The sequence below is a fragment of the Polaribacter porphyrae genome (genome assembly GCF_002954685.1).
GTDB classification, from domain to species: Bacteria; Bacteroidota; Bacteroidia; order Flavobacteriales; family Flavobacteriaceae; genus Polaribacter; species Polaribacter porphyrae.
Window position 1 is genome coordinate 3,197,570 of the sequence record NZ_MSCN01000001.1, and the last position, 24,329, is coordinate 3,221,898.

Annotated in this window: 23 protein-coding genes and 2 pseudogenes; 8 read left to right on the forward strand and 17 right to left on the reverse strand. The window is 29.1% G+C overall.

All coding sequences use genetic code 11. The annotated features are described in order from the left end of the window. Positions 1–22: 22 nt before the first annotated feature. From BTO18_RS14380 to BTO18_RS14440, 17 genes and pseudogenes are all read right to left on the reverse strand, one after another. Positions 23–603: pseudogene (locus BTO18_RS14380) on the reverse strand (transposase). Positions 604–707: 104 nt separating this feature from the next. Further along, positions 708–1,550: a hypothetical protein gene (locus tag BTO18_RS14385; RefSeq protein ID WP_105016894.1), complete on the reverse strand. Its 843-nt coding sequence runs from the start codon at positions 1,548–1,550 to the stop codon at positions 708–710. Beyond that, positions 1,547–6,208 carry an RHS repeat-associated core domain-containing protein gene (locus tag BTO18_RS14390; protein ID WP_105016895.1) on the reverse strand — a complete coding sequence of 1,554 codons (4,662 nt, stop codon included), beginning with the start codon at positions 6,206–6,208 and terminating at the stop codon, positions 1,547–1,549. Before BTO18_RS14390 ends, BTO18_RS14385 begins: the two co-directional genes overlap by 4 nt. Positions 6,209–6,212: 4 nt before the next feature. Next, positions 6,213–11,465 (reverse strand): hypothetical protein, encoded by a 5,253-nt coding sequence (locus tag BTO18_RS14395; RefSeq protein WP_105016896.1) that lies wholly within the window; start codon positions 11,463–11,465, stop codon positions 6,213–6,215. A gap of 9 nt (positions 11,466–11,474) precedes the next feature. After that, positions 11,475–12,077: a hypothetical protein gene (locus tag BTO18_RS14400; protein ID WP_146106949.1), complete on the reverse strand. Its 603-nt coding sequence runs from the start codon at positions 12,075–12,077 to the stop codon at positions 11,475–11,477. Between the two features lie 25 nt (positions 12,078–12,102). Beyond that, on the reverse strand, positions 12,103–12,744 hold the full coding sequence (locus tag BTO18_RS14405; protein ID WP_226789016.1) for a hypothetical protein: 642 nt from the start codon (positions 12,742–12,744) through the stop codon (positions 12,103–12,105). Beyond that, positions 12,731–13,264: an OmpH/Skp family outer membrane protein gene (locus BTO18_RS14410; protein ID WP_105016898.1), complete on the reverse strand. Its 534-nt coding sequence runs from the start codon at positions 13,262–13,264 to the stop codon at positions 12,731–12,733. Before BTO18_RS14410 ends, BTO18_RS14405 begins: the two co-directional genes overlap by 14 nt. 6 nt (positions 13,265–13,270) lie before the next feature. Next, positions 13,271–15,367: a hypothetical protein gene (locus BTO18_RS14415; protein WP_105016899.1), complete on the reverse strand. Its 2,097-nt coding sequence runs from the start codon at positions 15,365–15,367 to the stop codon at positions 13,271–13,273. Positions 15,368–15,502: 135 nt separating this feature from the next. Continuing rightward, positions 15,503–15,820: a hypothetical protein gene (locus BTO18_RS14420; protein WP_105016900.1), complete on the reverse strand. Its 318-nt coding sequence runs from the start codon at positions 15,818–15,820 to the stop codon at positions 15,503–15,505. 80 nt (positions 15,821–15,900) lie between these two features. Then, positions 15,901–16,773 (reverse strand): hypothetical protein, encoded by an 873-nt coding sequence (locus BTO18_RS14425; protein WP_105016901.1) that lies wholly within the window; start codon positions 16,771–16,773, stop codon positions 15,901–15,903. A 483-nt stretch (positions 16,774–17,256) separates the two neighbouring features. Beyond that, complete coding sequence (locus tag BTO18_RS17510; protein WP_146106950.1) at positions 17,257–17,490, reverse strand: hypothetical protein; 234 nt, start codon at positions 17,488–17,490, stop codon at positions 17,257–17,259. 335 nt (positions 17,491–17,825) lie between these two features. Then, positions 17,826–18,059: a hypothetical protein gene (locus BTO18_RS17515; protein WP_146106951.1), complete on the reverse strand. Its 234-nt coding sequence runs from the start codon at positions 18,057–18,059 to the stop codon at positions 17,826–17,828. A gap of 24 nt (positions 18,060–18,083) precedes the next feature. Beyond that, a complete protein-coding gene (locus BTO18_RS18200) occupies positions 18,084–18,344 on the reverse strand; it encodes an integrase catalytic domain-containing protein (RefSeq protein ID WP_146106982.1) in 261 nt (86 codons plus the stop codon). Between the two features lie 6 nt (positions 18,345–18,350). Then, positions 18,351–19,079, reverse strand: coding sequence for a hypothetical protein (locus BTO18_RS14430; RefSeq protein ID WP_105016902.1), 729 nt, complete (start codon positions 19,077–19,079; stop codon positions 18,351–18,353). A 94-nt stretch (positions 19,080–19,173) separates the two neighbouring features. Continuing rightward, a complete protein-coding gene (locus BTO18_RS14435; protein ID WP_146106952.1) occupies positions 19,174–19,449 on the reverse strand; it encodes a hypothetical protein in 276 nt (91 codons plus the stop codon). Positions 19,450–19,453: 4 nt separating this feature from the next. Next, positions 19,454–19,624 (reverse strand): hypothetical protein, encoded by a 171-nt coding sequence (locus BTO18_RS17710; protein WP_170063281.1) that lies wholly within the window; start codon positions 19,622–19,624, stop codon positions 19,454–19,456. Positions 19,625–19,682: 58 nt separating this feature from the next. Next, the gene (locus BTO18_RS14440) at positions 19,683–20,309 is read right to left on the reverse strand and encodes an IS1 family transposase (RefSeq protein ID WP_146106953.1); all 627 of its coding nucleotides are present in this window, start codon (positions 20,307–20,309) and stop codon (positions 19,683–19,685) included. Between the two features lie 156 nt (positions 20,310–20,465). On the opposite strand from BTO18_RS14440, the gene BTO18_RS14445 reads away from it, so the two are divergent. The 8 genes and pseudogenes from BTO18_RS14445 to BTO18_RS17715 all read left to right on the forward strand — a co-directional run. Continuing rightward, a complete protein-coding gene (locus tag BTO18_RS14445) occupies positions 20,466–20,711 on the forward strand; it encodes a hypothetical protein (RefSeq protein WP_105016905.1) in 246 nt (81 codons plus the stop codon). 3 nt (positions 20,712–20,714) lie between these two features. Then, on the forward strand, positions 20,715–21,029 hold the full coding sequence (locus BTO18_RS14450) for a hypothetical protein (RefSeq protein WP_105016906.1): 315 nt from the start codon (positions 20,715–20,717) through the stop codon (positions 21,027–21,029). A 396-nt stretch (positions 21,030–21,425) separates the two neighbouring features. Then, the gene (locus tag BTO18_RS14455; RefSeq protein WP_105016907.1) at positions 21,426–21,695 is read left to right on the forward strand and encodes a hypothetical protein; all 270 of its coding nucleotides are present in this window, start codon (positions 21,426–21,428) and stop codon (positions 21,693–21,695) included. Positions 21,696–22,086: 391 nt separating this feature from the next. Then, a pseudogene (locus tag BTO18_RS17525) lies at positions 22,087–22,380 on the forward strand (transposase-like zinc-binding domain-containing protein); the annotation flags it as partial. A gap of 313 nt (positions 22,381–22,693) precedes the next feature. Further along, positions 22,694–23,038 (forward strand): site-specific integrase, encoded by a 345-nt coding sequence (locus tag BTO18_RS14460; RefSeq protein WP_105016908.1) that lies wholly within the window; start codon positions 22,694–22,696, stop codon positions 23,036–23,038. Between the two features lie 80 nt (positions 23,039–23,118). After that, the gene (locus BTO18_RS14465) at positions 23,119–23,355 is read left to right on the forward strand and encodes an addiction module protein (RefSeq protein WP_105016909.1); all 237 of its coding nucleotides are present in this window, start codon (positions 23,119–23,121) and stop codon (positions 23,353–23,355) included. After that, positions 23,355–23,648, forward strand: coding sequence for a type II toxin-antitoxin system RelE/ParE family toxin (locus BTO18_RS14470; protein WP_105016910.1), 294 nt, complete (start codon positions 23,355–23,357; stop codon positions 23,646–23,648). Before BTO18_RS14465 ends, BTO18_RS14470 begins: the two co-directional genes overlap by 1 nt. 450 nt (positions 23,649–24,098) lie before the next feature. After that, a partial coding sequence (locus BTO18_RS17715) for a hypothetical protein (protein ID WP_170063283.1) occupies positions 24,099–24,329 on the forward strand: 231 nt, incomplete at its 3' end.

Below are 24,329 nucleotides of genomic sequence, written 5' to 3' on the forward strand. Positions count from 1 at the left end.
ACTCAAAAACTAATCGAATACGTTAGCTCAAAAACCCAATGCTATCAATTTCTAAAATAGTATCGTCGTCTTGAAAGTTTCTTGCACTTGAATATTTCCAATCTACAGCATTGGTTGCAAAACCACTTGCTACTGGATTGTTATGGATATAATCTATTTTTTGTTTAATCACTTTTCCACTCCATAATTCGATAGGCTTATTGTGGTGTTGCCAAAATTGATATTTACTTGTAGTTGCATTATTTTTTCTGCTCTTTTAATCTTTCGACTTCGCTCAAGACAGGCTATCCATAATAACCATTCTTTTCGACTTTCTTGTGGGTTGTTTTCTATAGCTTCTATGGTTTTCTTTGAGGTATGACCTTTAAAATCTCTTAATAATTCTGATGGTAGTTCATTTGCACTTCTAAAGATAAAATGGATATGACTTGGCATAAAACAATAACAATACAACTCCATACATTTTTCTTTACGGCAATAGATTACGCTGTCTGCCAACACATCTAAATACATTTGTCTTGTAAAAACATCTATCCAGTTTATTGTAGCAAAACTCACAAAGTATAAACCTGCTTTATTATGGAATTTGTACTTTCTACTCAAAAACTAAAATACAAAAAACTATGCTTTTAGCATAGCTTTCTTTTCTTATCGTTGACGGTACTAGCAAATGCTAGCACTAGCCATTACGTGTCATTCTAGCGCCATCAGGGGAGTATTTCTTCAACAAAAGTAATAGGAAAAACCGCATAATCAAAATAAGACTTATCTATATTAGAAAAATGTCTTTCAATTTCATTATAATACTTTTCTACAAATTTGTTTGAAAGATTATTATTAGAAATAATAGATAAATTTTTGTCCTTATACCTAAAAAAAATTGTTTTTGTTCTTCCCTTAATATAATCTTCTTCTAAAAAATTTCTTCTATTAATTTTCTTTTCAATTTTTTTTATGTCAGAAATAAAATTTTCTTTCTTTTTTTTAGGTATAAAATTTAAACCTAATGAAGCCTTATAAACCCCATTTATTTCTGATACTAGTTTAAGGTTAACTATATCATTTAAATCTTTAATTTTCGGAATATTAAAAAGATTATTATTTTTAAAAACAAAGAAAATAATATCAGATTTCTTTGATTTTAGAAAATTTCTAATATTTAATTCTAAAGAGCCTGTATATAGACCTATACTATCAATAGTATTATAAGGAATGTTATATAGGTTATTGTCAATTTTATCAATTCCTAAACTATAAACATAAGATATATCATTCACACTATCATATTTTATATTATACCCGTAATCTAGAAATGAAGAAGAATTTCCAGAGTATATTTTATATCTATGAAATATATTAATTATATCTTTCTTTTCTTTTGGAAACTCATCAAAATGATTTACTAGGTCTCCTCTTATAAATAAATTTAATGACACAGTATTTAATTCAATATCTTTTATAAGATCTTTTGTAAGATAATACTTTCTTATATTTACAATAAATATAATTGCAATAAACAGTGACAAAATAATTGTAATTATTTTTTTCATTTTTGTATAGCATTAGCGGCTGAATGCCAATCTTTTGGGTTGTTAAACCAAATCCAAAAAACACCTATTTCTCCCCTAATGTCATTTGTAAAATTTATCCCGAGTTTAGTAACTCCAGAACCTGAACCAACTACATAAGCATCTTTTGCAAAATTTTGACCATCATATCTAAATCTAGCATGATTTACAAAATTAACTTTTGTTACTGTTTTAATAATTTCAAAGTTTCCTACTAGTTTTACTCCATTTATTTCAAATGATTTATTCATCCATTTACCTGGTTCTAACTTTTTCCCATTAAGACTTATTTTATCAAAATATCTATTTACTTCATCATTTTCAATTATTTTCTGCTTTTCAGAATAACTTAAATTATTATATTTCTTGTAACTTTCTGTAACTCCATTTATAATTTTATTAAATAATGGAATAACTTTTAAATTAAAAAAACTATCATCATCAAAATTTAATTTAGCTCCGAATAATTTTTCCCATCCTCCAGCTATATCATAATAACTATCAAGTGCTTCTTGTTTAGTTTTTCCTCCATAAGAAACTCCAGCTGCATCAGCAGCTGCCTTTGAATTTATATTATCATCCCAATAAAATGTTTTACTTCCGAATTTTCTTACCCAATCAAAAAATTTACCTCCATCAGGGTCTGTTCCATTCATCGGATTATTCCCCATTCCAACATAAGGACTTGAATATTGTCTATAAGGGTCAGTAGTCAACCACCTTCCAATTCTTCCATCCCATAAACGCAGTTGAAACGCTTCCTTTTGGGTTTCACCATCTTTCTCTTGTCCCTGATACGCGTATCTATATTCTTCTCCATTTACAATTTTTCTCCCAGACATTGGCATCCCAAAGGGATAGTAATCTGTGGCAACTAATGCCATTGGCATTCCATTACCATTGTCTGCAATTACTGCACGTACATTGCCTAAATGGTCTGTAAGTTGGTACACGCTTGTATTGCTTGGTTTTTTATAAATACCCAATCTGCTAGCTCCGTAAATAGGTAGCTCTACCAATTGCTGGTTTTCGTAAATTGCCAAAACACTACCTGAAGCATCTAACACGTAATCTGTAGTTGTATTTATGTTTGTACTGTTACTTTGGTAGCTTACTTTTTTTGTTCTATAACCTTTGTCATTATAGAAAAATTCTACTCTAGTAAAACCATTGTATTTTACTTTGGTAACCAAACCACTAGCATTGTATTCATATTTAGTAATATTTGTAGTGGGTAAATTATTATTGTTTTGTAAATAAGCTGTCTTTTGAGCTTCAGGTACATTTTCCCAATCTTCATCTAACTGCCCAATGCTGTTATAGTGGTAATTTACGCCTAATTGGTTTCCAATATCACCAACATTTTTAAATCCAGCATGGTCTGTTATAAAATCTAGCTGGTTGGGTTTACCAGATTTATAAGTATATTCTAACTCGTCCATTTTGTTAGAGTTAGGGTCGTTTACATCATCTGAATTTCTATTTCTATTTAAGCTTTTTATATTTCCATTGGCATCATAGGTTATCCCAGTTACGTTGTAATCGCCTACTCCATATTCGCCATTGTTAGCCGCTGTTACAATACTTGCAGAAAAAGTACTACCATTGGTAGGTATAAAAGAAAAATCACGTTTTAAGGTAATAGAATTGGTGGCTTTGGCTATTGTTGTCGCTGTTAAAGGTGTGTTTAATTCTAAATCGGTTTCTGCACCATTTTGTTGGTTGGTTCTACCATTAAAAATAGCTTCTTGTAACCAATTGTATTTATTGTAGGTATAATCGTACTGTATATAATCGTGTATGGTATTGTCGCTATTGGTGTTCCAAGAAATACCTTTTATATTACCATTGTATTGGTTATTGGGTGATGTACTTAATGAAAATTTAGAAGTATTTCTTTTATAATCTCCATTATAATAGTCTAAAGTCATCCCAAATAAATCTTTACTACTGGGGTTAAGTTGGTTGTCTTGTGCTAAACTTGGGTGGTTGATGGCTTTTAATTGGCCAGATAAATTATAGACATAATCTATATCTTGTATTCCGTTGGCTAAAGTGGTTCTTTTTAAGGCTCCTGTTTCATAATAACTATAATCTGCATGGGTAATAAAGTTAGCATTACTAGCTGTCCTAGTTTCTACCTTTGTTAATTCTTGGGCGATATTGTAAGAGTATCTGTGTTCAAAATATTCTGCAGCATTGTGTTTTTGAAAAATAACACTGGTTACTTGACTAGTAACAGGATCGTACACATAATCGATGGTTTTTACCCCTAAAGTAGGTATGTTTTGCACAATCCATTTTACGCGTCCATACAAATCATAACTGTACCAAGTAGCAGAGGTAATAGATCCGTTTTGATCTTCTTTATTCCATGTTTTAGCAACATTACCCGCTAAAAATGTAGGGTTGTAATATAGTGAAGACAAACCTGGTAAGCTGGTTAATTCATTTGGGTTTTGTAAAAAATCGTATTCTGTAAAATGTTGTTCTTTAAATTCGTCTCCATTAAAGTTGATTTGATTTAATGGCACATCCACATAATTTTTAAGAAAATCGAATCCACCAAAGCTATCTGTATCTGTAATTACTCCACTTTCTACAGGTCTACCAAATTCATCATAGTCTGTGTAAGAAATTTCTTCATCAATATCTTGTTTAGAATTTTTAGAAAAACGTATTTGTCCATCTTTTCTGTATAAGAATTTTGCATTGCCTTCATCTGGGCTTGTTGTTTCCGTTAACTGCCCTAATGCGTTGTAGGTGAAGGTGGATAATAAGTTGGGTACATTAGGATTTATATCTATAAACTCTTTAGTATGTTTTAAGCCAATAGAAGGTTCTAACCTGATAAAATCATAATTATCAAATCCTAATGGTTGATTTGATGCGATTAACTGACCTTGTTTATTATAATAATTTATACTAAAATCGTAATAATTAACACGATAACGAACCCCAATATTTTCTGTAAAAACCCTCTTGATTTTACTAGTAGATTTCTCGATATAAGTTAGTGCAGGTTTTTCTAAATGAGGATTTTGATGTTCTAAACTTTGGTCTCTAACATTCCATACAACTCTATAAAATCCTGAAGGTATGTTTGTTTTATTTTGTAATTTCAATTCAGTTTTTAAATCATAAATATCATAATTATTTGGGTCTGTATTTCCTATAAATTCTAAAGTATTGTCACAACCTTTAGGAATATGAATATCTACGTATCCTTGTTTACCAATTAAAGAAACAACTTCATAGGGCCTATCATAGATAGGGTTTTCATTACTACCAGATCTTGCAGTTGCTAGAGTTTTACCATCTGTATCTGTAAATACCACAGATTCATTACTGTGAACATCTTGCACTACAGTTTTTGTAGCTTTTAACCAGTTAATTTGAACATTAGAATTGTTTATTAAAGTAGATGAAATTTCTGGATAAGAATACTTAATATCTGGATTGGTTTCAAAGTGGTCGTACCCAAAAGCATAATACATTTCTTGAGCGGCTGGCATTGAAAAAGAATGACCTTGTATCCATTCTCCATTAATTTTGTTACCACCAATAGTTTGTTTCACTGCACCTGGGTTTAAGGTGCTGTATATTGTTCTAGAATAGGGTCTATCTGTGATGTCTTGATTGGGTTCGTCTGCATTTTGAGCACTATAATACCAACCTAAAGTATTTGTTTGATTTCCTACAGTAGATGGGTTGTAGGTATCTGAATTTATAAAATCCGTTGTTGTAAAATTTCTAGAATTATCAGCATATTTTATGAAATTACTTTCATATTGAAAATTTAGTGCTTGCCCTTTATTAGTTATTGGGGCAGATAAACTTTGAAAAGCTGGTCTGCCTTGTTCATCGTACATTGTTTGAGTTGCCCAAGTTCGGTTTTCTTTAATATCAAAAGTTTGGTTTTGTATAGGTTTTCCTAAATCATCAAAATAACCTTTACTAGCAGATAATAGGTTTCCTTTAATATCATAACTTGCAGAACGTACCCAATTGATATCTTCGTAGGGTCCTTCACATCCATTATTTGTTGTAAAATAATCAAATGGGCAAAAGTCTAGATTATTTTTTTCCATTCCTGCTGGTTTTTTTCCACTCTTAACGAAAATAACAGGTTCTGCATTATAATCTCCAAAACCATCTCCGTCTGAATCTGTGTAATAGATTTCATAATTTGGATTTAATGCTTGTCTTATTCTAAATTGTTGGACAATATTTCGATTATCATTAATATCTTCTAAAAAAATAAGGATATTATTATCAAAAACAGCACCTGGTGATATTATACTTACAAAAGTAGTACGTTCATATGGAGTGTCATTTTCATCAATATTAATAGTTATAGAAGTATTATTAGAACTATTTTTTGAAATCCAATCTACAGGTGAATTAATATCTAAAATATTGGTACATGTACCTCCTGTTGCATTTATAATTATTGTTGAAACCCCATATGGAACATCTATAGTTACAGCAGCATTTAGATTTAATCCATTATAATATAAGGTAGGTCTTATACAGGTTGGATTCCCATCATCATCAAAATCATCAATACTTTGTGTATAAGAGTTAAAATAACAAAAATTAAAAAATACGAGTACTAAAAAATATAACTTCTTTTTCATAGCATTAGTCGTTTTTATAATTATAAGAGTTTTTACTTACTCTTTTAAAGCCTCCAATAATACCAGCTGCATCATTATCTAAAACTTCTACCCAAGTCTCTTTTAATCTTCCTGCATTGTCATACACATAGCATGTTGATAAACCATTAGCTCCCATAATAAAGGTGACTTCATCAAATTCGTTATATACGTAACTCGTCATAGAAGATGTTATTGGGTGTAAACGGAAGTCGTCTAAATCAATTGTTCCGTTAGTGCTTGTAATAGCAATCGAACTTGCAGCATCTGTAATATCTATATATCCATTTAATAATGACCAGTCTCCTGCAAGGATTGTCTCGTCTGTATTAAAGCTTTGTGCTGAACCATTATTTACTTTTATACCTACATTTAACTCTTGGCCTTTCTTTACCCAAACTGATACTTTGAAACGTTTTTTTCTATAAGTATCTCTATCAGCTCTTGTAGGTATATTTACTTCAAAAGCGTTTTGACCATAAGGAGTTTGTAAATAATAATTTCCTGTGTGTGGTATATCTGTCTCCGTTTTTGGCATTCTGGTTCCAGAAAATTTAACTTCCCCATCAAAATAACCTATTGAACTGCCTTCAGCTCCCATAATTTCATATTCAGCACCAGAATAATACATTTCTCTGTAGGCTGCATTAGCAACTGCTATTACTTTAGAGTTATTATCTCCCATTTTTGTAGAAGCATAATTATCATTGATATCTTTTGTCTCTAAAGTCATTGAATAATGATCGTATCTAGTTACTTCTGATACTTGTTGCCAATCTGAATTGGTTTGTGCTATTCCTAAACCCCATTCAAATTCGTCATCATTCATTTCATTGAAACCAAGATATTTACCTTCTGAATCTATATCTCCTTTCCAAATAAAACTTTGATGTTTTCGCCAAACTTTATAAGTATCAGAATTAGAAGGTACAGATTCTTGGCCATTATAATTTCTATAGCCCCACAAATTATTCCAAGTAGTAATGCCAACACCAATAACAGTTTCTTTATCTTCTTGAGATGCATTAGGATCTTCATTTAATAAATATGTATAACTTGCTGCTGTTTGGGTTAACATATTTGCATTATCTGGGTTATCAATTTTACTGCCCATCTCTGAATATCTTTGATAAGCAGGAACAATTTTACTCTTAAATGCAACACCATCACTGGCATAGGTTCTAGTTTCTAAAACCTGACCTGTTAAAAAATCGTGCTTGTCAAAATATTTTGTGACCTCAAAATTACCTTGACTTGTGGTTACACTCTCTAAAACACTAGGGTAATTTATTTTACTAGTAGCACTTACATAAAATGTTTCCTCATTAGGGTCAAAAAAATCATTATCGTTATTTAAATCCTTTCTATACCTCTTATAACTTTTAAATGATTCTTGGGTAACTCCTATTTCTAAATCATTATCTAAATCTACTTTATAGTGATTTTCAGTTTTGTTTAGCAATTGATTTTCTGCATTAAAACTCTTAACTGACTTTAATCTACCAATATTACCTAATTTACTTTCTATTGTATATTTATTGGCGATTACTTTTCCATTTTCAAAAGTTTGATTTTGGTTTTCTTTAACTCGAAACGCTTCTCCTAAACTAAAAATATAACCAGTTTCTTCTTTTCTAGGTTCTAAAGTCTCAAATTCATAAACAGTACTTCCTAAATAATTTCCATTACCATCCTTGGTATTCATCTCAACCTCTCCATATAAAACCATTGGAGCTGGTAATTCTGATACATAAGGAATCCCTTTTGGTTCTTTTGAAGGTACATAGGAAGTAACCCCTCTTTTATAATTGTATTCGGTTCTTGCTATATCTTTAACTCCATCATTTATAGTGATGCTATTAGTAACTATTCCTCCTCCTTGTACAGGTGAAGAGAAACCATTTTTTGTGCCGTAAATTTTAACATTATCCACACATTCACCTTCTTGACCACAACTTTGATTTGTGGGATCAAAAATTGAAAGATTATCATTACCTATCTTTATACGAACCCAATTAGAACCTTTGCCTATTACTTCAAAATTTTTATCTCTATTTTGAATATTACAATCCACATCTCCTGTGTACCAATCTTCTCTACCACAATCATGATAGGTATAAGTTACTCTATAAAATCTACCAATCTCAAAATGACTGTTTACATCAACTATATTTGAATTGAATGTCATTTCCATTTCTGTTGAATTTCCGTTAACAGAAATGATATCTGAAAACTCTTTTTCTTCTGAAAACGCAGCTTCTGCTACATATTCATCCTTACCATACTCAATATTGATTTTGCCCCCAGTTGGAGTAGTAATTTTATTTAAACTCCACGTTTCTGGGTTGGTTTTGTAATATCCCCAAGCATCTATATTATCTTTATTATAATCTCGCCAAGGGGTTTCATACTCAAACTTGTAGGGTGGTACTAGTTGTATACCATACTTTCCTTTAAAATTTACCGCTTTTAGAGTTAATCTACCTGTTGTTGCATTGGGTGCTTTGTCTGCTAAACTATAATCATGTTCAAAATCAATTACTTGTATTGCTTGACTTTCTAAATTTAAACCTTCTATATCTTTGATATCTAAAATATTATTAGAAATTTGGCTTTTAATATTATTTTTTTCGATTGTTGAACTATAGTCATTTCCTTCAATTGCAAAACCTGTAGTATGAAGGTATCCATATAGAGATTTATTCACATCAGCATTTGGAGGAATCGAATATTTAAATTTATACTCAAAAATACTAGAACGTTCCTTAATGTGTCCTGCAAAAAAATTATCATTAACTAAATTAGAAAAAGAGGTGCTTATTTGCTTTATGTTATTGGACAATAACTCATTTTTTACTATGATAATGCTTTTTAAATATAAACTTTTTACTTCGGTAAAATCAATATATTTAGAGGAAGTTTTTCTACTGTAATATTTCTTGAACTTATCATAATAATAAGTGATATTCGTATTGTTTTCAATATCATAATAATTTATAAATTTTAACCCCTCATAGTTAGTACTTTCGTATTTAGATATACCTGCTGAAAATTTTAAAGGGTGTTTGTTATAGTCAAATATTTCATTTTGTATTTTTTGTTTATATCTATTCACACTTATATCTGATTTTGAGTCTTTTTTTATGTCTTTCACAAATAAAGCAGTATGAGTTCTAGTTTTTATAGCATCTAAATAATAAATTTGTTTACGTCCCCAAGAATAAGCAGTTGTTTTTTTGGTATTATCATTTTCATCCACAACTTCTTCTCTAGGTGTTTTCCAAATAAAACCATCAGACCACTTTCCGTAATCGAATTCTACCCAATAGCCATAATCAGCTTCATCTACTTTACCATTTCCATTTTTATCATAATAATCGGGTCCTGTAATGGCTGTTAACAGCCAATGTGTTGCATAAGGTTTTGTTTTTTGTATTTCAAAGAAATTATCATCTTCACTATTATTTACATCTCCATTGGGTTTATGGCTTGGATAATTTTTATAAAAGCTTTCAAATTGACATACTGGTAAAGAGTAATGGTATGTCTTACCATCCATTGTTGTTATTTGGTATGCACCTATACCTTCATCTAAAAAAACTTCTGTATTATTTCTATCTAATAGATTAGACGTACTGGATTCTTCTTTTGCCTCTATAAAACTATTTAAATTTCCTTGTCTAATTTCCTTATTTGTAAAGGTTGTAATATGGTTTCCTTCTTTTTTTCTCTTGCCATTTATAAAACCATTGCTGTTATTATCTGTAGTAGTATACTTACTCAATATGTTTTCACTATCAGAACTATTAGAATTTTGATTTGAAAAATTACTTCGATTTAATTTTAAGTAAGAATTATAAGTGTTTGAAAAGGTAAAATATTTCTTATCTATTTCATTTGGTGTATTTCCTGTAGCACTGGCTATAGATGTATAAAAATCATGACTTTTGTTTAAATAGGTTACATACTCATTGTCATTATTTTGTTCCCCTCTTCCTCTTGCAGATAAAATTAATTCTTTGTATGTATATGGGTTTAATTTGCCTGAAAGGCCTTGAGCGCTTACATTGTAATTATCGTAATTAGCTAATATTAAGTTATTTATGTTATGTCTATTAGCGTTATCAATTAAATCGTCAGCATTAGAACTATTTGAAAAAGGTTGCATTACATTTACATCCATAAAATGATTTCCTTCCATTTTATTTGAATATACTATTCCATTAGCTTGAGACTTATTTGCTTCAACAGGATACAACATACCAGATGTGTATAAATTATCATACTTAAATAAAGAACGTTGTATTTTAGTGTGACTCCAACCGATATAAAACATATAAATTGGGATAGTAAAACTTGTAGATGAAGTATTTACATCATATTCCCCACCATCTGAATTGGTATAATTGGTAGTACCTGCTCCAAACCCGTTAGCACTCCCATTTATAGAAATACTGTTTGAACTAAAGTTAATTCCTACAGATGCAGTTTTATTATATTTATCACCATTTAATGCCTTTCCTTCACTGCCAGTTCCTTGGGTTATTGAAAAACCACCAGCGATACCATTTGAAGGACTCCAATTTAAATTAACACCAACACCAGACTTAGAATATCCAATACCAACTCCACTCGTACCTAAACTAGCAGAAAAACCTTTTAAACCACCATTGATACTTACTCCATTAGTTCCTGCTCTAAACCCTATACTTCCTTTTGAACCCCCTTCTCCGAAACCTACACTAGCCGAAACAAAACCACCTAAAGATTGATTAGAACCCCAAGAAAGCCCCAAACCCACAGAAACTGCATCAGTCACCTGAACACCTAATGAAAGCCCATAATAGTTTTCTGTCCATCCTTTATCATAAAAGAATTCACTATAGTTAGTTTTTCCCCAGTCATCTGGGTATCCATTTACTGCTCTGTTTATAGAGCCTGGGTTTATACTCCAACCTAAACCAACCCAACTTGCTTCTTGCTCCATAGCAATACCAGCGTGATAAGATAGTGATATTGGATAACCACCTTCAGGTGAAGGCACATTTAATAATGGTAACACATAACTTAAGTTTCCTGTTACTAAATTTACCATATCTGTAGCATCTACTGGCTCGAAACTTGCAGCTTCTGGTGCATTTGGTCCTTGGGCATTGGTTGTTGTTATATTTAGAAACAAAAGGAATGTTAATCCTAAAGTAACTAAAGATATATTTAATGAGATCTTTCTTGTTTTCATAGTACTTTTTTATTTTTTGCAATCTGTGTTGTAAAACTTTACAACCTCTCTAATCTCTCTTTTTTTATATTCTTTCTTTTTTATTTTTTCTACTAATTTTGGACAATCATTAAAAAACTCACTTGCATATTTTATAAAATTCCTTGAGAATCCACCTGTAGATGTTATATAGTGTACATAATCTTCTCCATTTCTTTTTAAATAATAACTTTCAATAGAAAAGCTTGAAGGTCCACCAATACCACCAAAACCATCACTATTTCCACCAAACCCCATTCCAACATGCTGTCCTGATGCTCCAATAATATATAATGAAACCTTGCCTTTAATGACTTCTTGCATTAATAAGTGTTTTCTACTTTCCTTAATGTATAGACATTTAAATCTAACTTTTTTACCATAATAGTATTCAAAATATTCGTCTACATCTTTTAGCTGATACTTTTTTGCTTTTGACGATCTGTCTTTTTTAAATTTGATTTGATGACTGCCTTTTTTCTTGCTTAAACCTTTTAAAATTGATCCATCTTTAAAAACAATTTTTACTCTAGTATATTGAGAATAGGTTATTTGATTATTAAAAAATAAACAAATACTTAAAATAAAAATCAATCTATATATTTTGAGTAAGGCCATTTTAGTTAAGCTTTAGATTCGGTTCTTTTTTAATTTTATCAGTTTCAATTTTAAACTTTACTTCACCTGTATAAGTTCCTAAATCTTGTATGGTAAAGTTTAGAGTTTCTTCTTTTAAATATGATTCATCTCTTGGATATACAAATAACATAGTAGTAGATTGACTCATTCCGTACATTCTAGGATAGTTATAATCTAATAGTTCTAAAGTATCTTTCTGCTGTGTAAATACATGAACCTTTTCTCGCATTCCAAAAGCTAATTGATTAACCATCGCTCCAAACTCTTGCCTGTTTTTTGGAGTGGTACTTAATAATTCTTTGTTATTTCTTGACATTGATAAAGTAAAATATATCTGATTTTTATACTTATCTCGTAATTCTTTTATTTTTTGCTTTGACCTATCTTCTCCTAATTCTTGTTCTACAAGCAAATCAGTTGGTTTGTAAATCAAAGAGAAATCGTAACCATTGATATTTTTACTTTGTAAATATCCATTATCTTTATTTTTTAAATAGCCCCACATTTCTTCTTTTGTATTAAAAGATTTTGTTGAGCAGCTAAAAAAGCACAATACAGTGATTATTAATAATGAGATTCCTGCATTCGCAGAAATGACAGAAAATGACTTACTTTCCTTCAAATTCTTTATTTAATCCTTCTAATACTAACTCTGTTAAGTCGCTTGATTCTCTTGCGTACATAATATTTCCAGAACCACTAGCTCCAAATATAATTTTGTAACCTTTCCTTTTACCATATTCTTTTACAAAGTCATTGATATCATTAATTACAGTTTGCGTTGCTTTTTTATCTTCATCTTGAATCTGTTTCTGAATGGCCTGCTGATAATTGTTTATTTGTTGTTGTTTATTGCCTAGTAATTCTTGTTTTAGCTTTAATTCTCTTTTAGAATATTTTGTACGCTCTTTCTCATACAACTTCAATTCTTTTTGCCAATCTGTAACTAAACTATCTACATTAGATTTTAAAACTTTTGCTTTGGCTTCAAACTCCCCTCTAACAATTTTAGTTCTTTTATAGCCATCTAATAACTTATTAACATCTACATATACTAATTCTGAAGTTTTCTTGTTATTGTAAATAGAAATTCCTGAAATTATTAAAGCTAGAACAGCTATAAATAAGGTTGTTTTTTTCATTTAAAATTATTGTTTTTTCTCGTTTTTGATTAATTTTTCTAACTCGGCAAATTTATCTTTCAACTCTTGTAATTCTATTTTTTCTTTTTTTAACTTCTCTATTTCTTTTTGTTGTTGAATGGTATACAAAGTGAGTTCTTCTATTTTCTGTAAGAGTTTAGCGTTCATCTCTCCTAAAAATATTCCGTTTTTTTCTACTTCTTTAGCACTTGGAATATCTTTTAAATGCCCTTTTTCTTTAATGTGCTTTTCTACTTCTTCTAATGTTGGTAAATTATAATCTTTGTAAAACACAAAGTCTGACCAAGGAGTACCTTCTGCAGTTACTTTAATTTCTCTAGCACCTATTGAACCTTCAACAGCTAGCTTATGAGATCCAGTAGTTGTTGTCCCAACACCAACATTACCAGCATTATCCATATACATTGTGTAATCTGCTGCACCAGAATAAACACCCAAACCATTCCATCTTGCTGCCTGACCAAGTATCAATTGATTACTTCCACTTGTTGCAAGTAATTGACTGGTTTCCGAACCTGTACTGTTAGGAGCATAAATTGCACTATTATTAGGTATTTGAATACCACCACCCAAAAACTCTGATGTGCCAATTGCCTTAATTTTAACTTTAGTTATTTGGTTAGTATCATCAACAAGTAATTCGGAATTAGTACCAAAATTACTTACTCTAACATTCCCTGTACCAGCTCCTAAATTTAAACCACCAGATGCAATTATTTGTTGATTAGAACTGTTAGGATTTATAGTTAGTTTATTATTTCCTGAAGATCCTTTAAAAATAGTATTCTGTAAAGCATCTATGCTGAAAGCTAGATTGTTATTTGTATAGATTTGAAATGAAGCATTTTCATAGCCATAAAAACCTAAATTATTGGTATTAGTCGCAAGGTAACCCATATACCAACCTGATGAATTATTAACATCTTTTTGAAGTGTCATTCTAACTTGGTTAGTATTTGAAGAACTACCCAAATTTAATAAAGTAGAATTTACGTGTAAATCATCTTCAATAAATGTTCTACCTCTCAAATAGAAATCATTGTTTGAATTAAGTTGAAATGGGAAAGTTCCGTTAGCTATATTGTGTATATAAAGTCTATTATTTGTTTCTTTATATAACCTCCATTTATTTACTCCATTATCTGAAAAATTTATACCAGTACTACCATTTGTAATTGTAGAATTTAATGATATTGGTGTTGTACCATTAAATTTTGAAATTCCTGTTACACCAAGTGTTCCAGTGATATCTACTCCAGCTGCATCAACTCTCATTTTTTCTACTCCTGCTAAACTGAAAGTTTGAATTCCTCCTGAAAAAGGAGCATTGAAATCTACACTATCATCATTTGAACCTCTCTGAAAAGTACTTATTTCTAACCCTCTACTTGTATTTGCTCCTGTAAATGTTGCCACTGATGAATTAAATACTCCTGTTGAAACATTAATTCCTTTATTAACTGACAATAAACCTCCAAAATTAGCAGTACCATTTTTAAAATCATGGTTTCCAGTACTTTGTTCATTTTCATAAAATACAGTGGAACCATCAATATCTAAAAATCTCAATTTACCTTGGTAATTTTCTATAATCCTAGATAAAGTATTCCCTGCTGTATTTTTAGATGTAAACTCAATCCCTGCGGTTGTTCCTTCTAAATAACCATCATTTTCTACAGTAAATAGATATTTATTAGAATGTAATATTTTAGACATCCCCAATTCATCATTAAATAATGAATTTCCCTTTACTGATAATCCTACATTTGCCTTTAAAAGTCCACCTACATTCATTTCTCCTGTTAAACCATTCCATATTGTAGCATAACTTTTAAGACCAAAAATTTTAACTCCTTCATTTAAGTTGTCTGGATTGTATTGTAATTCTACGTAACCATTATTTCTATTTATTTGAGCTTGAGAGTAAGTTATCCAGCCATCAAAAAAACCAGAATTAGCATTGATTAAACCAGTAAAGTTTGAAGTTCCTGTAACAGTTAGATTACCATTTACTGTTTGGTTTTGGGCAACAGTTTTAAAAAAGATAAACAATAGGAAACTGATTGTAAGTAGTTTTTTCATAAATAGATTTTTTAATTGTTGAATTGAAAACCCTTCAGAAAAATTAATACGATGTAATGTATGGAGGATTAGCAATTTAGATATAAAGGTAGAAATTTTTTTTAATTCTATTTTAAATATTTTAAAAATAATAAATTATTTTTTGAGTATTAAATTTTCTAACCTCTCTAATCTTTTTTCCAGATCTTCATTTTTTTTCTTTTCTATTTCTAATTCTTTAATTTTTTCTTCTTGCTTTTTCAGTATTTTTTCTTGAGCAATAATATATAGAGTTAATTCCTCAATTTTCTGTAATAACTTTGCATTCATCTCTCCTAAAAAGATTCCGTTTTTTTCTACTTCTTTAGCACTCGGAATATCTTTTAAATGCCCTTTTTCTTTAATGTGCTTTTCTACTTCTTGTAATGTTGGTAAATTATAATTTTTGTAGAACACAAAGTCTGACCAAGGCAATGCTTCTACTTTTATTTCAGTTGCCCTAACCTTTCCTGAAACTGCTAATCTCCAAGTACCTGGGTTTGTAGTACCTATCCCTAATGACCTTTAGTCCTAGCTATGCTAATAGAATTGTAATCATCTGCAATGTCATTGTTACTTATATTGTGAACACCTATATTCAATGTATTACCTGTCCCATCATAATTAATAAAAGCTCCTTGGTAATTGCCTTCAGCAAAACGAATATATCTTGATATATTTGTGCCAAAAAACCTCAAATTCCCATCGATTTGTAGTTTTTCTTTTGGGTTTTTTGTCCCAATTCCAATATTCCCTGTAGACCTAGCAATACTTAAAGAATTATAATCATTAGCTATATTTTCTGTATTTAAACTATGAACACCAAGGTTTAAGGTATTATCAGTTCCATTATAATTGATAAAAGCTCCTTGATATTTACTTTCTCCAAAACGAATATATCTTGATAGATTTGTACCAAAAAGCCTTAAATTACCATCTACTTGTAATTTTTCTTTAGGTATTGCTGTTCCAATGCCTACATTTCCAGTTGCTCTGGGAATACTTATGGCGTTATAATCTAATGTCGTATTCGTATCACTAGTTTGATGTACTCCTATATTCAAGGTATTAACCTCACCCAATCCATTATAGTTAATAAAAGCCCCTTGATACAAACTTTCTCCAAAACGAATATACCTAGACAAATCATAACCATAAAGCCTTAAATTACCATTAATCTGTAATTTTTCTCCTGGTAGGTTAGAGCCAATACCTATTTTCCCATCTTTATAAATAAAGTCAGATTTTGGACCATTTTCTGTTTCTATTTTCTCTACAGTTTGTGCGTAAAAGTTTAATGATAGTGCAACTGTGAAAACAGTGAATATTTTTTTTTCATAGTTTTTAATTTGATAAAACAATAAACTAAACCCTAAATGGTTTAGCATACTTTTTTGAAGATTTTTTATTTTGGAATTTTTAGCTTTTTTTAAAACTATATTAAAATAACCAACTAGACAAATAAATTAGATACTAATTTTTTAGGTATGTATAATTAAAAAAAATTGGTATGTACTTAAAATAGTTTATCAACACATCTGAATCACAGTAAATTAAGGGACTACCTCTATCGGGATAAACAATAAATCAAGAGATTATATACCAAAGAAACAAATTGAGAATCAATTGATTAATAAAGTTAGATATAACGTAAATAGTTACATATCAGTTCATTCGAATTTTCGAATGCAAGTATATATAAATCATATAATTATTTTAGAAACTATTTTCCTAAAATAATCTACTTTTGAAACGAAATTTTCTTGAAGATTTTACTTTAAGAATTCATTTTATGTTCATTGACATATTGAGAGATAAAAAAGTAAGGTTTTATTGTCTTATTTATTTAATTAAGTGAAATAATCTTGTTTTTATGTAATTAGCTTACAACAGTAGTTCCGATTGTATTCCAATCGTTCTTTGTTGGATTTGTTCAATACCAATTTGACTTCGGCTAATTCTGGGTTGTCGTGAACCTCACTTGGTGTATAAATCTTGTGTTTATTACAGGGTTTTTCATCATTGTAGTTGTTTATGAAAAACTCAAGTTCTTGTTCGATTGTGATTGATAGAATTTGTTTAATTCTAAAGTAATATGATTTCATAATTTTATAAGGTCCTTCAACAATAGAATTGGAAAATGTCACATGGCTCCACCTCATGAGTCAAAACAAAATACTTTTAGAAAAGACAAATGGCAAATTAATGCTAAACCTATATCAGCATTAGGATTAAAGAAACCAAATACTTCCTAATCAGTTCATTCGAATTTTCGAATTACTACCTTAAGAAAAACCACTTTTTCTTTTCTGAATAAAATTGGTTTAAAATCTGATTCTCTGCTTATAAATTTTAGTTTTCTTCTATTAATATTTTTTGAATTTTGGTTTTTGCTTCAAGAAATCAGTTTTATTAATACATTTTGCCTCTCTCTTCCCTTTTAGCAATTATTCTCACAAGAAGTTAATTGATTTACTGTTAATCGAGCTTTATATGATTTTTCTAGTATAGGTCTGATTTGTTTTAATGATGGTATATTAAAAATCTCATTTGGAGTATAAATCTTATGTTCATAATGTGGTCTTACATTATTGTAATCATTTACAAAGAAATCTACTTCTTGATGTATTGAAGAGGATAATATTGGTCTGTCTTGAAAATATTTACTTTTCAATATTCTATAAGTTCCTTCTATTATTTAGTTTGAGAATTTCACATCTTTCAATGCTATCTTTTTAGTTATTTGAACTTGCTGATTTTTGATGAACTCATGAATTGTTTTGTTACTATTTTCTGAACCTACATCAACTATTAAATCTACATTCGACTTCCCTAGTGAAATATCAAACTCATTTTTAATCGCTCGTTTTAAACTTTCTAATCTAATATTTGCTGATAGTTTTTTGGAAACATCATAAGCAATAATCTTTCTTGAAAAATTATCTACAATAGTATAAATATAATATTAGATGTTGTCTATGGTTTTATAATAAGTAACATCCATATGCCAAATTTCATTAGGAATATTTGCTCTTGTTGAAATACGTTTGCGCTTCTTCTTATATTGAGTTCTTACTTTATTTAATCCTAAAATTTTAAAATAACGATACCAAGTACCTCTTGCCATAGAAGTTTTTCCTTGCTTAAAAGCTAAACCCCAAACTGAAGCCATTGACCAATGATAAAATCGTTTATTATTCATAAACTTCTTTAGCACATCAATTTCATTTCTTGAAATTTGTTGTGGTACTTTCTTAAAACATAAATTGATTAGTGAAAACTCACAGTAATAATTTTGATATCGTTTCCAAGTTTGGAAAGAATGAGGTGTGATTTTTAGAAATTTACAGATTAAATTTTTCTCTTTATTATTGGTCGTGATATCTTCAATAAGGTTTACGATGGAATTTCTGTTCTTTTTGATAATTGTTTTAAACTCTTTTTCTCCAATAAAATTTAGAATGGTGATATAGACTTTACAAAAAGTAACAAACATCTTTTTTATTTGTTCTACTTTTTGATCATAGATAATTTGTAAATCATCAATGTTATTATTGATACTTGATGAAAATTCACTTCCTAAATATTTATGCGGATTATCATTTTTCCAATAATGAGCTGTTGAGGGTTTTATTGTTGATGTGAAATTATCTGGTAGTAGATGATTTTTAACAAAAAGTAGGTCTATTTTCATTTTTTTAAGCTTTTCGAAAATTCGAAAAACATTCTCACAAATAGTGTGGTTCGATGTGTAAAAGGGGGTCTAAACTATACTAACTCTCTGATAGTCAAATATAATTGGTTCGATAGTAGCGCATAAGGGGGAGCTTCTTAACATCAACTGAATAATGAATCGTATATGGAAAAGAAGAACCTAAAACGGCTCTTCTATGATTTGCTCCTATTTCTTTAAAAATTTCTGGATTTTCTTTTAATTGAATTCGTATTTTATGAAAAGCATCTTTAAATCGTTGACCTAAATCTAATTCTTTAGAACTATAAAAAGACAATGCCTTGTTTAGTTCTGAAATTGATTCCTTTGTATATTTAATTTTATAATCCAAATTTTTATGCTTCCATTTTTTGTAATTCATCTAGATAAAAATCTAAATCTTCATCATCGATTAGATTTTCTTCATTTTCAGCTTCTTTAAGTCGTTTTGCTATAATCCTCTCTCGTTCTTTTTCAAACTCTTCTCGAGAAACTTCTTTACCATAATTGTAATATGCTTCACTCATAATTTAAATATAACACATTTTTTAATCTTTATCCCCAAAAGTAAATTTTCAAATGTGCTTATAAATATTTTTGTTTTCTTGTAAAGCAAATTGTCTTTCTTGATAATCGTTTAATATGAGTTCTCAAGTTCAAATTCATTCTCTCAATTCTATTAGTACAATATCGAAATCGTTTGTGAATTTCTTTTGGAATCAAACTCGGATACATATTTAATCCATCTGTATAAATTCGTGTTGGATAGAGTAGAAGTAGTTTATCAATTACTATCTTCAGATTTTCTGTATTTCTACCACCAATTACAAAACCAATTATATCTTTAGTCTTTTGTTCTATTGCATAGATTAACCAATTCTGTTTTTTACCATTAGCTATTTTTATAAACATCTCATCTACTTCAAACTTACATCCAAACTTGTTGAAATATGTAATTTTAATTTGCTTACTAATCTTTAGCATTCTTGATAAAACTGTGTCTTTAGATATTTTCGATACTCTTGAAATTCCTCGAACACTACAACTCTCTTTTAATAAACTAACTATTAATTCATTTATATCAGCTTTGTAAGCTCGATAATTATATTCTGATTGAAAATAACACTGACAATTTTTATAATAGAACCGCTGTTTATTATCTCGTAGCCCTTTTTTGATATAATTCTTTGAATTACATTTTTTACATTTCATAGCACTTACTTTTTCAAGTGCCAATTTAGGACATTACCTTGTCAAACGACCTAATATTTATTTGCAAAATATGATTTGGAACGATTTATGTTGTACTAAAACCATATAAATTGTGTTATAATTTATGTATATTTGTTAGAGTAATCACTTATTATTATGGGAGCAATAGAATTAAGAAATAAAATAATCCAACTTATAAATACAGATAATGTAAATTATTTGAAAGATATTTTTGAGTTCGCTGAAAAGAAAAAAGTAAATTCTACTGATCCATTTTTAAAATTACCTAAAGAAGTCCAAGAGTTATTAAATGAAAGTATTAAACAAGCTGACCGTGGTGAGGTAACACCTCATTCAGAAATAATGGCAGAAGTTCGTAATAAATACAATCTTTCAATATAATATATGTCTTTAGAAGTTTCTTGGACAACCTTAGCCAAACTTACTTATTACGAAGAAATTGACTTTATCGATTTAAAATGGAATCTTCAAGAAATTGAAAAATTTGTGCTTTTAGTTGAAGATTTTGTTCAAAGAATGTCTACTGGAATTGTAGTAGGAAAAACCTATCCTAATCACAATATTAAGTCTATTGTAATATCTGAACAAACAACTGTATTTTATAGGGAATACCCTCATAAAAATGAAATTTCATTGTTGTTATTTTGGAATAATCAAAAAGATTCTGCTACATTAAAAAGAATTTTAAAACGTCTTTAATATCTTTTTTTATTATTTAGAGCTATATTTATTCAAACGACTCCAAGGCTTTAAATTCATCTGTATACTTTTTTCTTCCTTTTTCAAACCATTCAAAAATGGCATCAGAAAGGTAGCTGGACTTGCAACAAAAAGTTGGACAAAAAGATAAGAGATTACGCCACTAATTTTTGATTGTTGATTTGTTGTTCAAATTCTTCAAAGCAGATGCTGGAGGAAAAAGATATATTGGAGGTGCATTAGGGGGACAACAGGAGAATATTTTAAATCATACGTAATACCTGAAAGTGGTGTTGCTTCTAAAGCTGGTTCAAAAGTAAAATCTACAAGTAAAAATAAAAAAAACAAATAAACTTTTGTAAATAACAATAGTTTTATTATTCAAAACATAAGGAAATGAAATTTAGGTTTTTTGTATTTAACATTTTTATAATTTTAAGCTGTGGAAATTCCACAAGAACAAACGAAAGTAGCATTGAGTCTTATAAACAAGTTTCAATAGAAAAAATTATTAAAACACCTTCTGATTATCATAACAAGAATATAGAAATAACAGGTTATTTTTATTTTAGTATGGAAGATTCTTCCATATCAAGTAGAAAAAAATCAAATTTTGAAAATAGGGTTTGGCTAGATTTTAATTTTTTTAAAGATTTAAAGATTTAAAGAATCAAAGAAAAGAATTCTTATTTCAAAATGATAATCCTTTAAATTTCATTAGTAAAAAAATTAAAATACGAGGAAAGTTCAACTCTGAATACCAAGGTCATATGGCTTGGTATAAAGGGAGTATTAAAGTAGAAGAATTTATTTATGAAAATAATAACTACAAGTGGTAATGGTACAGATTGGTAATGTATCAAATTAGTACTTTTGAAAAATGATTTGAATTAGATATTGGTAATCAACAAATTAAACACAGAGTAAGTTTCTTAATTGGGGCTTATTCACGTTCTTTGAAATAATGAAAATTCGTTAGAGCTTATAAAATATAGTTTTGTATAATTTTAATGTATTAAACCTGCTTGCCGCAGGCAGGTTGGTGCTTAAAAAAGTTATGAATTGTGCCAAGTGTAATTCTTCTAATTCTATTAGGAAAGGATTACGTAATAATAAACAACGATTTTACTGTAAAGATTGTAAAAGATGTTATCAATCAGAATATGTTTATAATGCTTATAAACCAGAAACCAATAATTTTATTAAAAGCTTATTAAAAGAAAGTTGTGGAGTTAGAAGTATTGGAAGAATATTACATATTTCAAAAAACACAGTTTTATCAAGGATGCTAAAGATTAGTAAACAGATTAAGATTCCTTACTTTAATAAGTTTGGATGTGAGTTTAATGTCTAGTTATAAATCAAGTTAAGATATCTCCATCCATGACAGAAATCAATCCTTTGATTTGCTCAAAATGAACCAAAGATTCTATATTCATACAGATATTTCGAATTTGTTTTTAACTGATAACCGAATAATGCTCTAGTAAAGTTTCAAACTCTTCTTCTCCAGAAGGTTTATTATACTGATTCTATAAAAAAATTATTGTATAGTCACTATTTAAAACCTTGTTAATTCAAAGATTTTCCACTTTTGTGGGTAATTTTTGTTAAATAAATGTTAAATTTTATTATTGAAACTAATAATTCTCAATTTGTTAACATTGGAATTAACTGTTTTCCTAGAGTTTTTAGAATATATCAAAGAAATTAGAGAAGAAATATTGATAAGAAAATCATTAGAAACGAATAGAATTTTTATCCCAAATAATGCACGATTAGGAAATATAGTTTTAGCAATTATCAAGAAGTTAAAAAGCTACAATCAAAAAGTAAATAACATTCATCAAATAAGAGCTTCAGTAATTGCAAATTGGTTAAAACAATACAATTTAAGACAAGTTCAAGTTTTAGCAGGACATAGATATATAAGTTCTACAGAACGTTATTTACAAGATGATTTAGAAAGTTTACACGAAATCGTAAATAATTTTCATCCAATTATTTAAGAATAAAAGTTGTAAATAATTGATAACTTTGTAAAAGAAAGGTAATATGAATTATCTTTAAAGGAATAAAACAATAAATTATGGCAACTATAGATTTAAGAAATACAGTAAAAGAATACATAAATACAGCAGATTTAAGATTGCTGAAAATGATGAAAGCATTAGCAGAAAGTTACCAAAAAGATGAACAAGAAGTAACATTAACAGAAGAGCAATATCAAATGATTGATAAACGTAGAGAAGCCCATTTAAAAGGAGAAAGCAAATCGTTTACTTGGGAACAAGTGAAACAAAATGCAAGAAACGCAGTTCAATAATGAAATATATTTTAGAAATTAAAGACGAAGCCAATATAGAAATTATAGAGGCTTATCTTTATTATGAAGAAAAACGTTTTGGATTAGGAGAAGAATTTTTAGACCACTTGAATAATTATTTTGAAAGAATTATAACAAATCCAGAACACTTTCCACAGAAACGAAAACCTTATAGAGAAGCTTTTATAAAGCGTTTTCCATTCTTAATTATTTATGAAATTACAGATAAAAAAGTGACTGTTTATTCTGTGTTTAATACTTGGCAAAATCCTGAAAAGAAAATAAAAAGATGATGACAGAATCAGAGATGATAAAGAGGAAATTGGAAATTATACGATTTATTTTAGATTGTGATGAAACTGTGTTTTTGAAGTTTGAAAATGCTTTAAAAGAGTTAGAAGAACAATAAAAGCTTCGCTTTTTCGTTCCTCAAAAGCTCGCAAAAAAACCAATCTGAATCAGCCCACGCTTGCCAGCCACCAATGTAAGTTTTTATGTGCCAACGCTCAAAACAGCACATTGTAGGTTGTTCGTTCCTCGCAACTCCAAAGAGCTGTTCCCAAGCTCCCCCTCATGCACTACTATCGAACCAATTGTATTTGACTATCAAAGAGTTAGTGTAGTTTGGTACCCCTTTTATACATCGAATCACACTATTTTTGAGAATGTTTTTCGAATTTTCAAAAAGCTCTAAATTTTGAAAACAATTTCGTTTTTGGTAAAAATTCGCTTTTATTTGTGAGATGAAAAAGTATAAATCTTACCATTCTTCAGTAAAAATTTGCTATGCTTTAGGTATTCAAAATCATTTGTTACCTGATAATTTTACTTCAACTATAAAACCATCAACCGCTCATTATTGGAAGAATGATAATCCGCATAAATATTTAGGAAGTGAATTCTCAACAAGTATAAATAATAATATTGATGATTTGCAAATTATTTATGACCAAAAAGTAGAACAACTCAAAAAG